Source organism: Streptosporangium becharense (assembly GCF_014204985.1).
GTDB lineage: Bacteria > Actinomycetota > Actinomycetes > Streptosporangiales > Streptosporangiaceae > Streptosporangium > Streptosporangium becharense.
In genome coordinates, this window is record NZ_JACHMP010000001.1 from 1035088 (window position 1) to 1047988 (window position 12901).

Here is a 12901-nt window from a genome sequence, read left to right on the forward strand (position 1 = left end):
GGACCGGGCGGTAATCTGGCCGGATCATGGAGCAGCGCTATGTGGGCCGGAGCGGCTTGTCGGTGTCCCGCCTCGGGCTGGGGACGATGACGTGGGGGCGTGACACCGGCGCGGAGGAGGCCGCGGCGCAGCTTCGTACCTTCGCCGAGGCCGGCGGCACGCTCATCGACACCGCCGACGTCTACTCGGGCGGCGACGCCGAGCGGCTGCTCGGCCGGCTGCTGCGTGAGGCGGTGCCGCGCTCGGAGCTGGTGCTGTCCACCAAGGCCGTGCTCACCCCGGCGGGCCGCAGGCCCCGCGACGCCTCCCGCAGGCACCTGATCGCCGCCATCGACGCCTCACTGAACCGCCTGGGGGTCGACGAGGTCGACCTGTGGCAGTTGCACGCCTTCGACGCGGACGTCCCGCTGGAGGAGACCCTGGCCGCGGTGGACGCCATCGTGTCCTCGGGACGGGCCGCGTACGCGGGGGTCTGCGACTACACGGGCTGGCAGCTCGCCGCGGCGGCCGTCGGGCAGCGGGCGGTGCCCGGCCGGGCGCCGATCGTCGCCGCCCAGGTCGAGTACTCGCTGCTGGCCAGGGACGCCGAACGCGAGCTGATCGCCGCCGCCGAGTACGTCGGCGCGGGAGTGCTGGCCTGGTCGCCGCTCGGACGCGGGGTCCTCACCGGCAAGTACCGCACCGGCGTCCCCGCCGACTCCCGCGCCGCGACCCCGCACTTCGCCGACTACGTCCGGCCCTACCTGGACGAGCGGTGCCGCCGGGTCGTGGAGTCGGTGACGACCGCGGCGGACGGGCTCGGCGTCTCCCCCCTGGCGGTCGCCCTGTCGTGGGTGCGCGACCAGCCCGGGGTGTCCGCCGCCGTCGTCGGGGCTCGCACCCACGCGCAGCTGACCGGGGTGCTCCAGGCCGAGGAACTGACGCTGCCGATGGAGATCCGGGAGGCCCTCGACGACGTCTCGGCCGAATGAGCGACGCTGTGTCAGGCCGCCGTCGATCGGTCCTGTCCGGGCCCGGCCCCGGGCCGCCGACGGTCACACCGCCGGCTGCCTCCACCACGGGATCCGGGCGTGGAAAGGCCGTGCCTCCGCCGTAGATCAGAACGAGATTAGGTCTCGCGTATCACTACTCGATACCGAATCGCAACTTTCCGTGGAAAAACCGGGCCTCCCCACAAAACTGTCAAACGGGTGCCGGAGGGGGCGCCCGGACGCCGGTCGGAAGCCATGACCGGAGTCTGGACGGGGGGAGGAAGCGGCGTGCGAACTGCGATGTCCGCCGGAGTGCTGGCACTGACGCTGGGCGGAGGCGTGAGCGCGTTCGCGGTGGTCCCCGCGCTCGCCGCACCGCGGGCGATCGCCACCCCTTGGGGGGTCGCCGTCACGCGGGCGGGGGTCACGCACGAGGTGACGCACGAGGTCACGCACACCGGGACGGCGACAGACCCAGGCCCGGGTTCGGGCTCAGGTCCGGGCAAGGGGACAGGTGCGTTACCGGGCGCCGGCCCGGCGTCTCCGGTGGGGGACGAGCGCTCACCCGGGGCGGCGACGACCCGCGGCCGGCCGGGCACCGCACACGACGACTGCCGGAGCGCCGGACCTCTCGCCGCCGTCACCGGCGTGCTCTGCGCGGCCGCGGACGACGCCGGGAACGCCCTCGGCACCGCGAACGCTCCCGACACCGCGAACGCGCACCGCGCCGTGGAGACGCACACCGCCGCGAGCACCCGCTCCACCGCGGACACCCACGCCGCCACGGACACGCACCGCACCGCGGACACGCACTCCACCGTGAGCGGTTCCGCAGATCCGGACGACGTCGAGGGCACCGACGACCCCGGTCGTGCGGACGACCCCGCCGACGCGGGCGGTCTCGGCGACGTGGGCGGCACGCTCGGCGACATCCTGGACGGCGTGGTCGACGGGCTCACGACCCGCGGCGCCGACGGCGCGAGGCCGGCCGGAACGGGCGCTCCCGGCACCACGGGCCCGGGCGGCGCGGAGGCCGCAGAGGCCGCGGAGGCCACGGGCGGCGCGGACGCGGACGACGCCGGGGACCGGACGACCGCCGAGCCGTCGCCGGAACTCGGCGCTCCGTTCGGCGCCGGGGAGGCGTCGGACGGCGGATCGCCGCCCGAGACCGCGAACACGCTCTGCGCGCCGCCCGCGGCCACCGCCGGCTGCACCGGCCGGCCGGAGACTCACGCACCCCGCAGGGGCACCGGGCCGGACGGCCCGCCGATCCCCGACCCGTCGCGGACGCGCCGGCCCGGCCTGCCCCGGAAGGACGCGGTGGCGCCGCCCAGCGGACCGCCGACGTTCACGGGACCGTTCCAACCGTCCGGCGGGACCGGGGCGGCGCGGAACCGCACGGCCACCGGAGACGAGGATGATCCGGCGGCCTCCGGGCCGTCCACCCGGGTCGACGCCGAGGCGCCCCGGGTGGAGCTGCTGTGGCCGGGCCCGCTGATGGAGAAGTTGCACCGGCAGATGCCCCAGCGGCGGCAGGTGACTCCCAGCCGGCCGTCCGACTGGCCGGGCACCGTCCTGACCGCGGCACTGCTCGTCGTCGCGATCTTCGCGGTCCGCCTGCTGTACGGCAGGGAGAAGGGGTCGATCCCGTTCGAGCCCGTCTCCCCCAACCGCCACCGGGTGGCGTAGCCCCCCGCCGGGAGTGGGGCCCCCGGCCCCGGGGCCTCGCGCCGGGCACGGGAAGGGCGGCGTCCTCACCGGGCCGAAAGGCCGGGCCCCGGCAGCCCGAAGGCCCCCGCCCCGGCCGGTCTCCGGCGGGGCGGGGGCCTTCGGGCCGGTCGTGTCAGGCGCCGATGGCGTGGACGCCGCCGTCGACGTGGACGATCTCACCGGTCGTGGCGGGGAACCAGTCGGACAGCAGGGCGACGCACGCCTTGGCGGCCGGGACGGGGTCGTTGATGTCCCAGCCGATCGGGGCCTTGGCGGGCCAGCTCTCCTCGAACTCGCTGAAACCCGGGATGCTCTTGGCGGCCATCGTCCGGATCGGGCCGGCGGCCACCAGGTTGACCCGGATGCCGTGCTTGCCGAGGTCACGAGCCAGGTAGCGGGAGCACGACTCCAAGCCGGCCTTGGCCACGCCCATCCAGTCGTAGACCGGCCACGCCCTGGTGGCGTCGAAGTCGAGGCCGACGATCGAGCCGCCTTCCTTCATCAGCGGGAGCGCGGCCACCGCGAGCGACTTGAACGAGTACGTGGAGATCTGGACGGCGGTCGCCACGTCCTCCCACGAGGTGTTCAGGAAGTTGCCGCCGAGAGCGGTCTGCGGCGCGAAGCCGATGGCGTGCACCACACCGTCGAGACCGCCCAGGTGCTCGCCGACCCGCTCGGCCAGGGAGTCGAGGTGCGCGGTGTCGGTGACGTCGAGTTCCAGCACCGGCGGCGGCTCGGGAAGCCGCTTGGCGATGCGCTCGACGAGGCTGAGCCGGCCGAAGCCGGTGAGCACGACCTGCGCACCCTCCTCCTGGGCCAGCCTGGCCACCGAGAAGGCGATGGAGGCGTCGGTCAGCACCCCGGTGACGAGGAGCCGCTTTCCTTCGAGGATTCCCATCAGTGCCCCATTCCCAGGCCGCCGTCGACGGGGATGACGGCCCCCGTGATGTAGGCGGCGTCTTCGCCGGCCAGGAATCTGACCACGCGTGCGATCTCGTCCGGGCTGGCGTATCGGCCCAGGGGGATGTTCTTGCGGATCTGCTCCTGGTACGCCTCGTCCAGGGCCGCCGTCATGTCGGTCTCCACGAACCCCGGGGCGACCACGTTGACCGTGATGCCGCGCGAGCCCAGCTCCCGGGCCGCCGACCGGGCGAAGCCGATCAGGCCCGCCTTGGAGGCGGCGTAGTTGGTCTGCCCGGCGGAGCCGAGCATGGCCACCACGGAGGAGATCAGCACGATGCGGCCGCGCTTGAGACGTAGCATGCCGCGCGTGGCGCGTTTGGCGACCCGGTAGGCGCCGGTCAGATTGGCGTCGACGACGTCGGTGAAGGTCTCCTCCTTCATCATCGGCAGCAGTGTGTCCTTGGTGATGCCCGCGTTGGACACGAGCACCTCGACCGGGCCGTGCTCGGCCTCGACCTTTCCGAACGCGGCGTCGACGTCGGCCGCGCTGGTCACATCGCAGCGCACGCCGAACAGCCCCTCGGGGGGCTCGCCGGAACGGTAGGTCACGGCGACGGCGTCACCGGCTTTGGCGAGTTCGCGGGCGATCGCGAGGCCGATGCCGCGATTGCCGCCGGTTACGAGAACAGATCGAGCCATGACCTGACGCTATCGGCTACCGGGGGGTAAACCTCTTGTCCGGGAAGAACAAGATCACAGGGTTAGGATCGTTGACATGCGCCAGATCGACCCCGATTTCCTCGCCCTGCCGCTGCGGCGGCTGGCCGACGCGGCTCTGCAACGTGCCCGCGACCTGGGTGCCGAGCACGCCGACTTCCGGCTGGAGCGGGTCCGTTCGGAGACCCTGCGCCTGTCCGACACCGCGCTGGAGGGGTCCGTCGACGCCGACGACCTGGGGTTCGCGGTGCGGGTCGTCAGGAACGGCACCTGGGGTTTCGCGTCCGGCATCGAGCTGACCGCCGAGGCGGCCGCCGAGGTCGCCGAGCAGGCGGTGCGGGTGGCGGCCGTGGCCGCGGCGATCAACCGCGAGCCGGTGGAGCTGGCGCCCGAACCGGTCCACGCCGACGTCACCTGGGTCTCCTCCTACGAGGTCGACCCGTTCGACGTGCCTACGCGCGCCAAAGTGGCCCTGCTCGCCGACTGGTCGGGCGGCCTGTTGAAGGACCCCCGGGTCGACCACGTGCGGGCCTCGCTCCGGCAGGTCAAGGAGCAGAAGTTCTACGCCGACACGGCGGGCACCGTCACCACCCAGCAGCGGGTGCGGGTCCACCCCCAGCTGGAGGCCACGAAGGTGCTCGACGGCCGCTTCGACTCGATGCGGACGCTCGCCCCGCCGACCGGCCGGGGGTACGAGTACCTCACCGGCACCGGCTGGGACTTCCCCGGAGAGCTGGAACGCATCCCCGAGGAGCTGGCGGAGAAGCTCCGGGCCCCCTCCGTCGAGGCGGGGCGGTACGACCTGGTGATCGACCCGTCCAACCTGTGGCTGACGATCCACGAGTCCATCGGACACGCCACCGAGCTGGACCGGGCCCTGGGCTACGAGGCGGCCTACGCCGGCACGAGCTTCGCCACCTTCGACCGGCTCGGTGAGCTGGTCTACGGCTCGCCGGCGATGAACGTGGTCGGCGACCGCACGACGGAACACGGCCTGTCCACGATCGGCTACGACGACGAGGGCGTGGCGACCCGGGAGTTCGACATCGTCTCCGGCGGGGTGCTGGTCGGTTACCAGCTCGACCGGCGGATGGCGCTGCTGAAGGGCCTGGGCGCCTCCAACGGCTGCGCCTTCGCCGACTCCCCCGGCCACACGCCGATCCAGCGGATGGCCAACGTCTCACTGCGGCCGGTGCCCGACGGGCCCACGACCGGGCAGCTGATCTCCGGGGTCGACCGCGGCATCTACGTCGTGGGTGACAAGAGCTGGTCCATCGACATGCAGCGGTACAACTTCCAGTTCACCGGCCAGCGCTTCTACCGCATCGAGAACGGCAGGCTCGCCGGGCAGGTGCGTGACGTCGCCTACCAGGCCACGACCACCGACTTCTGGCGGTCGATGGAGGCGGTCGGCGGGCCCGGGACGTACGTGCTGGGTGGCGCGTTCAACTGCGGCAAGGGCCAGCCGGGGCAGATCGCCCCGGTCAGCCACGGCTGCCCGAGCGCGCTCTTCCGTGACGTGCGCGTGCTGAACACCCTCCGGGAGAGCGGCGGTTGAGCGCGTACGACGGCGGGGCGGCGAAGAGGACTGCACGGTGAACGGCTCGGCGAGCCGGCGGGAAGGAAACGGGATGACCCCTCAGGAGATGATCGAGAAGGCGCTCGACCTCTCCACGGCCGACGACACCGTCGTGATCGTGGACGAGGGGACGACCGCCAACCTGCGGTTCGCGGGCAACACCCTGACCACCAACGGGGTGTCCCGCTCCTCGCGGATCACCGTGATCTCGGTCGCGGGCCGGGGCGTGGGCGTGGTGTCGCGGGCGGCGGTCCGGCCCGAGCAACTGGAGGACGTGGTCGCCGCGGCCGACCACGCCGCGGAGGACGCCCAGCCGTCCGAGGACGCCCGCCCGCTGCTGGACGGCGGGCGTTCGGGCGACTGGGACGCCCCGGCCGACGCCACCTCGATCGAGGTGTTCGGCTCCTTCGCCCCCGGTCTCGGTGAGGCCTTCGCCGCGGCCGAGGCGGGCGGACGCAGGCTGTACGGCTTCGCCGAGCACCTGGTCACCACGACCTTCGTGGGCGCCTCGACCGGCACCCGGTTGCGGCACACCCAGCCCACCGGCCGCCTGGAGCTCAACGCCAAGTCACCGGACATGCGGCGCTCGGCGTGGACCGGCGTGGCCACCCGTGACTTCGCGGACGTCGACGTGGCGGCCCTGGACGCCCTGCTGGCCCGGCGGCTGGAGTGGGCCAAGAACCGGATCGACCTGCCCGCGGGCCGGTACGAGACGCTGCTGCCGCCGTCCGCCGCGGCCGACCTGATGATCTACCTGTACTGGACGGCCGGGGCACGCGACGCGATGGACGGGCGTACGGTCTTCTCCAAGCCGGGCGGCGGCACCCGCGTCGGGGAGCCGCTGTCGGCGTCGCCGGTGCGGCTGTACAGCGATCCGGCGGCGCCGGGCATCGAGTGCTCCCCGTTCGTGGTGGCGCGCTCCTCCGGCCGGACGGAGTCGGTGTTCGACAACGGCCTGCCGCTGGCGTCCACCGACTGGATCGCCGACGGCCGCCTGGCCGCTCTCCTGCAGACCCGGTACTCGGCGGAGCTGACCGCCCTGCCGGTGACCCCGACGATCGACAACCTGATCATGCGGGGTCCCGGGGACGGCCGGTCGCTGGAGGAGATGGTCGCCTCCACCGAGCGCGGGCTGCTGCTCACCTGCCTGTGGTACATCCGCGAGGTCGATCCGCAGTCGCTGCTGCTGACCGGGCTGACCCGTGACGGCGTCTACCTGGTCGAGAACGGCGAGGTGGTGGGCGAGGTGAACAACTTCCGCTTCAACGAGAGCCCGGTCGACCTGCTGCGCCGGGTCACCGAGGTCGGGGCCTGCGAGCAGACCCTGCCGCGCGAGTGGAACGACTACTTCACCCGCGCGATCATGCCCGCGCTCCGGGTGCCCGACTTCAACATGTCGACGGTCAGCCAGGCCAGTTAGGGCCGCATCAGGCAACGTTCGTCCCGTTGATCCCGACTACGCGGTCAAGAAGGCCCGCATCGAGCACCTGTACGCGATCGCCGACGGCGAGGTCGTCTCCACATCACGTCCTGCTTGGCGCGGGCCGGAACCGCGATCGCCTGAACGGGTTCGGAATCAGTCGGCGAGGCCGATGACGGGCGGCGTCGGCACGCAGAACCTCCGCCGGCGTCGCCGCGTCGGCGTGGTCAGCCTTGGCCCGGGCGACGCTATGACGCTCCTGATGACGGGCGACCGAGAGCGAGTTGATCGCCTGTACCGTGCGGCCGGTGGCGCGCAGTGAGTAAGCCCGCCTTACCGCTGAGTAAGTCCGCCTTACCACGTGCCTACGGCAGTCGCGCCGCAGAGCAAGCCGGTACGTGAAGCGGAAGACGCATGCTGGGCGCCATGACCATTCGTCGATTCGGTACGTTCGCCTCGCGGCTGGGAGCCGCGACCCTGGCCGCCGCGCTGCTCGCGGCGAGCCCCGCGACCGCCACCGCGGACGGCGGCCTCGACCGGCAGCGGCTGCGCCGGACGCTGGACGCCGTGCACGAGGCCGGCATGTACGGCATCTATTCGAACGTCGTGGACGGCCGGCGGAGCTGGAAGGGTGCCGCAGGCGTCGCCGACGTCGAGACCCGCCGCCCGATGCGTCCCGAGATGGCGCACCGGGCCGGGAGCATCACCAAGTCGTTCGTTGCGGTGGCCGTGTTACAGCAGGTCGGCAAGGGCACGATCGAGCTCGATGCCCCCGTCGGCCGCTATCTGCCGGATTTGATCCCGGGTGAGCGCGGGCAGCAGATCACCGTACGCATGCTGCTCAACCACACCAGCCACATCGCCAACCACACCGAGGTGATCTTCTCGACGGTCGAGAGCCTGGACGCCAACCGCTTCCGTACCTTCCTGCCGGAGGAGCTGGCGCGGGCGGGACTCGACGCCCCCGCGACCGGGCAGCCGGGGGCGACACCCGGGGTGTACTCGAACACGAACTTCGTCATCGCCGGCCTGCTCCTGGAGAAGGTGACGGGCATGAGCGCCGAGCGGTACATCACCCACCACGTCTTCCGGAAGGCCGGGCTGCGGCACACGTCGTTCCCGCGTACGCCGTACCTGCCCGGGCCGAACTCCAAGGCGTACGAGGCGCTCTTCGGGTTCTTCGACCCGCCCAAGGACTACAGCGTCTACAACATGTCCTGGGGCTGGACCTCGGGTGCGGTCGTCTCGACGATGGAGGACCTCAACCGCTTCTTCCGGCTGCTGCTGCGCGGCGAACTGCTCGACGCGGCCCTGCTCGCCGAGATGCAGAAGACCGTGCCCATCCGGTCGTTCTCGGGCGCCGTGGCCGACTATGGTCTCGGGATCTTCCCCCTCGACCTGCCGTGCGGCAGGTTCTGGGGGCACGACGGGAGTGTCCCCGGCATGCAGACCTTCGCGTTCTCCGATGCCGACGGCGGCCGCCAGTTCGCTTTCGGCATCAACCTGAGGAATTACCAGCAGCTCGATGAGAACGGTGGTCCGGTCGCGCACGCCATCGACTTCGCGATCGGGGACCACCTGCTGGAGGCGGCGTGCGGGCCCGACGCGGGGGCGGCGACCAAGGCGGCGCGGCCGCTTTTGCCGATCGGCGTGGACGGGGGCACGGCCGCACCGTCCGGTGCCGGTGGACGGCCCGGCACCGGACGGGAGTGAGCGGGCGGGCCCGGTGCGCGGGGCCGGTCAGTCGTCCTCCAGGCGGAACCCGACCTTCATCCCGACCTGGAAGTGGCCGATCTCCCCGTCCACGATGTGTCCTCTGATCTCGGTCACCTCGAACCAGTCGAGGTGACGCAGGGTCTGGGCCGCGCGGCGCACCCCGTTGCGGACGGCGGCCTCGACGCTCTCCCCCGAGGTGCCGACTATCTCCGTCACCCGGTACGTTCGATCTGTCATCTCATCGTCCTTCCCGGAAAGACGTGGTCACATGACAGTTCGCCTCCTCCCGCCGCGAGGCATACATTGGGAATCGTGAGGGGATTGCGCAAGCACCCGGTGGTCCATCAGGTGACGGACGCCCAGCCCTCCCTGACCGAGGACATCGGCAGGCGCGAGAAGAGCTATCTGATCAAGATGGGGATCCGCCTGCTCTGCCTGATCCTCGCCTTCACCGTGCCCGCCCCGCTGCCCGTACGGCTGCTGCTGTTCGCCGGCGCCATCTTTTTGCCATACGTTGCCGTGATCGGGGCGAACGCACCCTCCCGCGCGACTCCCTCAGCCTTCGACATGGACGATTCCGGGCAGAGCGAGATTCCACGCCACCGACGCGAGATCGGGTCGTGACTAAGTCTTGACGCATCCCAAGGGCTAGAGGTGTACGCTTTAACCAAGTGCCCTGGTCCCCCGTCGGGGCACTGGTGCCGGCGTTCCGGGCCCCCGTCGGAACGCCGATGAAGCGGCGCCGGGTGGTTTGCCCCCGTAACCACCCGGCGCCGCCTTTTTTGTGGAGTTTTTTCTTCGCCGTGCCGATCCCGCCGGCACGGTCCCGCGTCCTCGCGGGGCCGCCATCCGCCCGTCACATGTGGCCGCGGCTCCTCACGCGTCGCCGAGGGTCTCGGTGGTCGCCCGTTCCCAGTTGCGCGCCAGCGTGGTCAGCCGCTCCACGGCGTCCGCGGGCGCCGTGCCCGCCCCCTGGGCCAGGCCCAGCAGGTAGGCCGTCAACGGGGCGGCCGGGCGGGCCACCCCGTGCGCGACCTCCTTGGTGAGGTCGAGCAGCTCGTCGCGGTCGACCAGGGACGGGTCGACGCCCAGCTCGCGGCAGGCCAACGCGGTCCACTCCGTCAGCACGTTCATCGGATACCTCCAGCATGCGGGCCCCGGGCTTCTGCCGTGGGGGAAGCCAACGTCGTCTCCGGTGCGCGGTCGCACCCGTCGTGGGGCCGGCTCTCGTCCGGCGCCGCGTCTCTGGCCCGCCGCAGGTCGTCGGCGGTGTCGCAATCGAACCACGGCCGCCCGGCGAGACGAAGCGTCACCGGCGCCAGGGGGGCCAGCAGCCCGTGCAGCGACCGCCCCTGGTAGCGGGCGAGCGCCCCGGACAGGACCTGCGTGCGCCACACCCCGGTGAGCCACTGCGGGTGGCCGTCGTCGTCGACGAGCACCGCTCCCGCCGCGGCCCTCGCTCCGGCACCGGTTCCGGCGTCGATCGCGGTGCCGGTTTCCGGCGGGGCCCCCGCGGCGGCCTCCAGCAGGGCCGTCACATGTCCGGGCTTCAGGAACGGCAGGTCGGCGGCGAGCAGGACCGTCCACGGCGCCGTCACCTCGGCCAGCCCGGCCCGCAGCGCCGGGACCGGGCCGGCGCCGGGCGGGTCCTCCCGCCGGAAGATCGCCCTCGGCAGACCGGGGCGGGGCGGCCCGACCACGATCAGCCGTTCCGCGCCGGGCACGGCCGCGGCCACCGACTCGACCAGGGGACGGTCCAGGACGCGCAGGCCGGGCTTGTCCCGGCCGCCGAGCCTGCGGGCGAGGCCGCCCGCCAGGATGCAGGCGTCGTGTCGCGGGGTCATCCGCCGATGGCGGACATGGGGCGGGAGGGCTGCAGGAAGGCGGGGTCGTCGATTCCGTGCCCGGCCTTCTTGATCCGTACCGCGGCCCGCCAGCGCTCGGCCAGTTCGTCGTCGCTCGCACCCGAGCGCATCGCGGCCCGCAGGTCGGACTCGTCGGTGGCGAACAGGCAGTTGCGTACCTGGCCGTCCGCGGTGATCCGCACCCGGTCGCAGGCCCCGCAGAAGGGACGGGTGACCGATCCGATGACGCCGACCCTGGCCGGTCCCCCGTCGACGAGGAAAAGCTCGGCGGGAGCGCTGCCGCGCTCCACCGGGTCGTCCTCGACGAGGTCGAAGGCGGTGCGCAGCATGGCGAGGATCTCGTCAGCCGTGATCATGTTCTCCCGGCGCCAGCCGTGCTGGGCGTCCAGCGGCATCTGCTCGATGAACCGCAGCTCATAGCCGCGGTCGAGGCAGTAGCGCAGCAGCGGCACGGCCTCGTGCTCGTTGAAACCGCGCATCAGCACCGTGTTGACCTTGACCGGCCGCAGCCCGGCGGTCTCGGCCGCCGACAGGCCCTCCAGCACGTCGGGCAGCCGGTCGCGGTGGGCGAGCTTCGCGAACGTCGCGCGGTCGAGGGTGTCGAGGGAGACGTTGACGCGGTGCAGACCGGCTGCGGCCAGGGACGCGGCCAGGCGGCTCAGCCCGATGCCGTTGGTGGTCAGCGAGACCTGCGGGGTGGGACGCAGCGCGGCGGTGCGGGCCACGATGTCGACGAGCTCGCGGCGGAGCAGCGGCTCGCCGCCGGTGTAGCGGACCTCGGTGACGCCCAGCCGCTCCACCGCGATGGTCACCAGACGGACGATCTCGTCGGCGGTCAGCAGGTTGGGTTTGGGCAGCCATTCCAGGCCCTCGGGCGGCATGCAGTAGGAACACCGCAGGTTGCAGCGGTCCGTGAGGGACACCCGCAGATCGGTCGCCACACGACCGAACGAATCCTGCAACACAGGGGGTCGCCTCCCGTTTCGTCGCCTACCCGGCCAGGGAGCCAGCCTAAGGCCAGCTCCCCGCCGGCCCAACAACGGGCCTCATCCGCTCACAACATCACGGTCCGGCCGTTGATTCCATTACAGATCATGCTATGTCGAATGAAAGGATGCGGTGAGCTCTGTGCGCTGTCATGGGCCGGGCATGGGCCAGGCGTGCACGAGACATGGGCCGGACCCGGGTCGTGCCCGGTCTAGGCCTGGTAGCCGCCGTCGACGTTGAGGACGGCTCCGGTGATGTAGGAGGCGCCGGGACCGGCGAGGAAGGCGATCGGGGCCGCGATCTCCTCCGGCCGGGCGTAACGGCCCAGGGCGATGCCCGGCATGAACCCCGGCGCGTAGACGCCGTCGGCGGGGTTCATGTCGGTGTCGGCGCAGCCGACCTGGACGACGTTGGCGGTGATGCCCCTGGCCGCGAGGTCCCGCGCCACGGCCCTGGTGTAACCGGCCGCGGCGCCCTTGGTCGTGGCGTAGTCCGCCACGCCCGGCCATCCGGCGCGTGCGCTGACCACGGAGCCGACCGTGATGATCCGGCCGCCGTCCTCCATGACCTTGGCCGCGGCACGGATGGTCGCCACGACACCGCTGTAGTTGACCGCCTGCTGGTGGGTGAACGCGGCGACGTCGCCGTCGGGCCCGTCGACCGGGCCGAGGACGAAGACCGCGGCGTTGTTCACCAGGATGTCGAGCCGGCCGAAGTGCTCCACGACCGCGCCGATCAGGCCCTCGACGTCACGGGGGTCGGCCTGGTCGGCCCTGAACGCCGCCGCGCGCACGCCCCGGGCCCGGAGTTCGCCGGCGACCGCCTCCGCCTTGCCCGACGAGGTCGTGTAGCTGACGGCCACATCCGCGCCGTCCTCGGCGAGCGCTCTGGCCGTCGCCGCGCCGATGCCGCGCGACCCGCCGGTCACCAGCGCGACCTTGCCAGCGAGCTTGCCCATCGTGATTTCCCCTTTCCCCGGTACTGTCCCGGGAGGTCGGTTCCGGGCCGAGCCGTCCGGCGGTGAACCGGACGG

13 protein-coding genes are annotated in these 12901 nt (G+C 72.3%); 6 read left to right on the top strand and 7 right to left on the bottom strand.

The annotated features are described in order from the left end of the window. The first annotated feature begins 26 nt into the window (after window positions 1-26). Both F4562_RS04565 and F4562_RS04570 read left to right on the top strand, forming a co-directional pair. Window positions 27-971, top strand: coding sequence for an aldo/keto reductase (locus F4562_RS04565; protein ID WP_184545527.1), 945 nt, complete (start codon window positions 27-29; stop codon window positions 969-971). Window positions 972-1259: 288 nt separating this feature from the next. Continuing rightward, window positions 1260-2660, top strand: a complete 1401-nt coding sequence (locus F4562_RS04570) for a hypothetical protein (protein WP_184545529.1) — start codon at window positions 1260-1262, stop codon at window positions 2658-2660. 154 nt (window positions 2661-2814) lie between these two features. On the opposite strand, the gene fabI is transcribed toward F4562_RS04570, so the two are convergent. Continuing rightward, on the bottom strand, window positions 2815-3579 hold the full coding sequence (gene fabI / locus F4562_RS04575; RefSeq protein ID WP_221207587.1) for an enoyl-ACP reductase FabI: 765 nt from the start codon (window positions 3577-3579) through the stop codon (window positions 2815-2817). Beyond that, window positions 3579-4283, bottom strand: coding sequence for a beta-ketoacyl-ACP reductase (locus F4562_RS04580; RefSeq protein ID WP_184545530.1), 705 nt, complete (start codon window positions 4281-4283; stop codon window positions 3579-3581). The genes fabI and F4562_RS04580 overlap by 1 nt, the downstream gene beginning before the upstream one ends. A gap of 76 nt (window positions 4284-4359) precedes the next feature. On the opposite strand from F4562_RS04580, the gene F4562_RS04585 reads away from it, so the two are divergent. The 3 genes from F4562_RS04585 to F4562_RS04595 all read left to right on the top strand — a co-directional run bounded on the left by F4562_RS04585 (window position 4360) and on the right by F4562_RS04595 (window position 9013). Then, complete coding sequence (locus F4562_RS04585; RefSeq protein WP_184545532.1) at window positions 4360-5859, top strand: TldD/PmbA family protein; 1500 nt, start codon at window positions 4360-4362, stop codon at window positions 5857-5859. Window positions 5860-5932: 73 nt separating this feature from the next. Further along, a complete protein-coding gene (locus tag F4562_RS04590; protein ID WP_184545534.1) occupies window positions 5933-7300 on the top strand; it encodes a metallopeptidase TldD-related protein in 1368 nt (455 codons plus the stop codon). Window positions 7301-7726: 426 nt separating this feature from the next. Next, entirely contained in the window at window positions 7727-9013 is a 1287-nt protein-coding gene (locus tag F4562_RS04595) for a serine hydrolase domain-containing protein (RefSeq protein ID WP_221207588.1), read from the top strand. A gap of 27 nt (window positions 9014-9040) precedes the next feature. Here F4562_RS04595 and F4562_RS04600 read toward each other — a convergent pair whose 3' ends face one another. Then, window positions 9041-9253, bottom strand: coding sequence for a dodecin (locus F4562_RS04600; RefSeq protein ID WP_184545538.1), 213 nt, complete (start codon window positions 9251-9253; stop codon window positions 9041-9043). 75 nt (window positions 9254-9328) lie between these two features. Here F4562_RS04600 and F4562_RS04605 point away from each other — a divergent pair, with 75 nt between their 5' ends. Beyond that, entirely contained in the window at window positions 9329-9640 is a 312-nt protein-coding gene (locus tag F4562_RS04605) for a DUF3099 domain-containing protein (RefSeq protein ID WP_184545540.1), read from the top strand. A 252-nt stretch (window positions 9641-9892) separates the two neighbouring features. Here F4562_RS04605 and F4562_RS04610 read toward each other — a convergent pair whose 3' ends face one another. From F4562_RS04610 to F4562_RS04625, 4 genes are all read right to left on the bottom strand, one after another. Continuing rightward, window positions 9893-10150 carry a DUF6457 domain-containing protein gene (locus tag F4562_RS04610; RefSeq protein ID WP_184545542.1) on the bottom strand — a complete coding sequence of 86 codons (258 nt, stop codon included), beginning with the start codon at window positions 10148-10150 and terminating at the stop codon, window positions 9893-9895. Next, complete coding sequence (gene mobA, locus F4562_RS04615) at window positions 10147-10860, bottom strand: molybdenum cofactor guanylyltransferase (RefSeq protein ID WP_184545544.1); 714 nt, start codon at window positions 10858-10860, stop codon at window positions 10147-10149. Before mobA ends, F4562_RS04610 begins: the two co-directional genes overlap by 4 nt. After that, window positions 10857-11846 carry a GTP 3',8-cyclase MoaA gene (moaA, locus tag F4562_RS04620; protein ID WP_184545546.1) on the bottom strand — a complete coding sequence of 330 codons (990 nt, stop codon included), beginning with the start codon at window positions 11844-11846 and terminating at the stop codon, window positions 10857-10859. The genes mobA and moaA overlap by 4 nt, the downstream gene beginning before the upstream one ends. A 233-nt stretch (window positions 11847-12079) precedes the next feature. Further along, window positions 12080-12826, bottom strand: coding sequence for an SDR family NAD(P)-dependent oxidoreductase (locus F4562_RS04625; protein WP_184545547.1), 747 nt, complete (start codon window positions 12824-12826; stop codon window positions 12080-12082). Between the last annotated feature and the right edge of the window lie 75 nt (window positions 12827-12901).

Bases quoted from the DNA above. Each gene is read 5' to 3' on its own strand.
- F4562_RS04580 (WP_184545530.1), bottom strand. From the start codon at position 4,283: ATGGCTCGATCTGTTCTCGTAACCGGCGGCAATCGCGGCATCGGCCTC.
- F4562_RS04585 (WP_184545532.1), top strand. From the start codon at position 4,360: ATGCGCCAGATCGACCCCGATTTCCTCGCCCTGCCGCTGCGGCGGCTG.
- mobA (WP_184545544.1), bottom strand. From the start codon at position 10,860: ATGACCCCGCGACACGACGCCTGCATCCTGGCGGGCGGCCTCGCCCGC.
- F4562_RS04565 (WP_184545527.1), top strand. From the start codon at position 27: ATGGAGCAGCGCTATGTGGGCCGGAGCGGCTTGTCGGTGTCCCGCCTC.
- F4562_RS04625 (WP_184545547.1), bottom strand. From the start codon at position 12,826: ATGGGCAAGCTCGCTGGCAAGGTCGCGCTGGTGACCGGCGGGTCGCGC.
- F4562_RS04595 (WP_221207588.1), top strand. From the start codon at position 7,727: ATGACCATTCGTCGATTCGGTACGTTCGCCTCGCGGCTGGGAGCCGCG.
- fabI (WP_221207587.1), bottom strand. From the start codon at position 3,579: ATGGGAATCCTCGAAGGAAAGCGGCTCCTCGTCACCGGGGTGCTGACC.
- F4562_RS04610 (WP_184545542.1), bottom strand. From the start codon at position 10,150: ATGAACGTGCTGACGGAGTGGACCGCGTTGGCCTGCCGCGAGCTGGGC.
- F4562_RS04600 (WP_184545538.1), bottom strand. From the start codon at position 9,253: ATGACAGATCGAACGTACCGGGTGACGGAGATAGTCGGCACCTCGGGG.
- F4562_RS04590 (WP_184545534.1), top strand. From the start codon at position 5,933: ATGACCCCTCAGGAGATGATCGAGAAGGCGCTCGACCTCTCCACGGCC.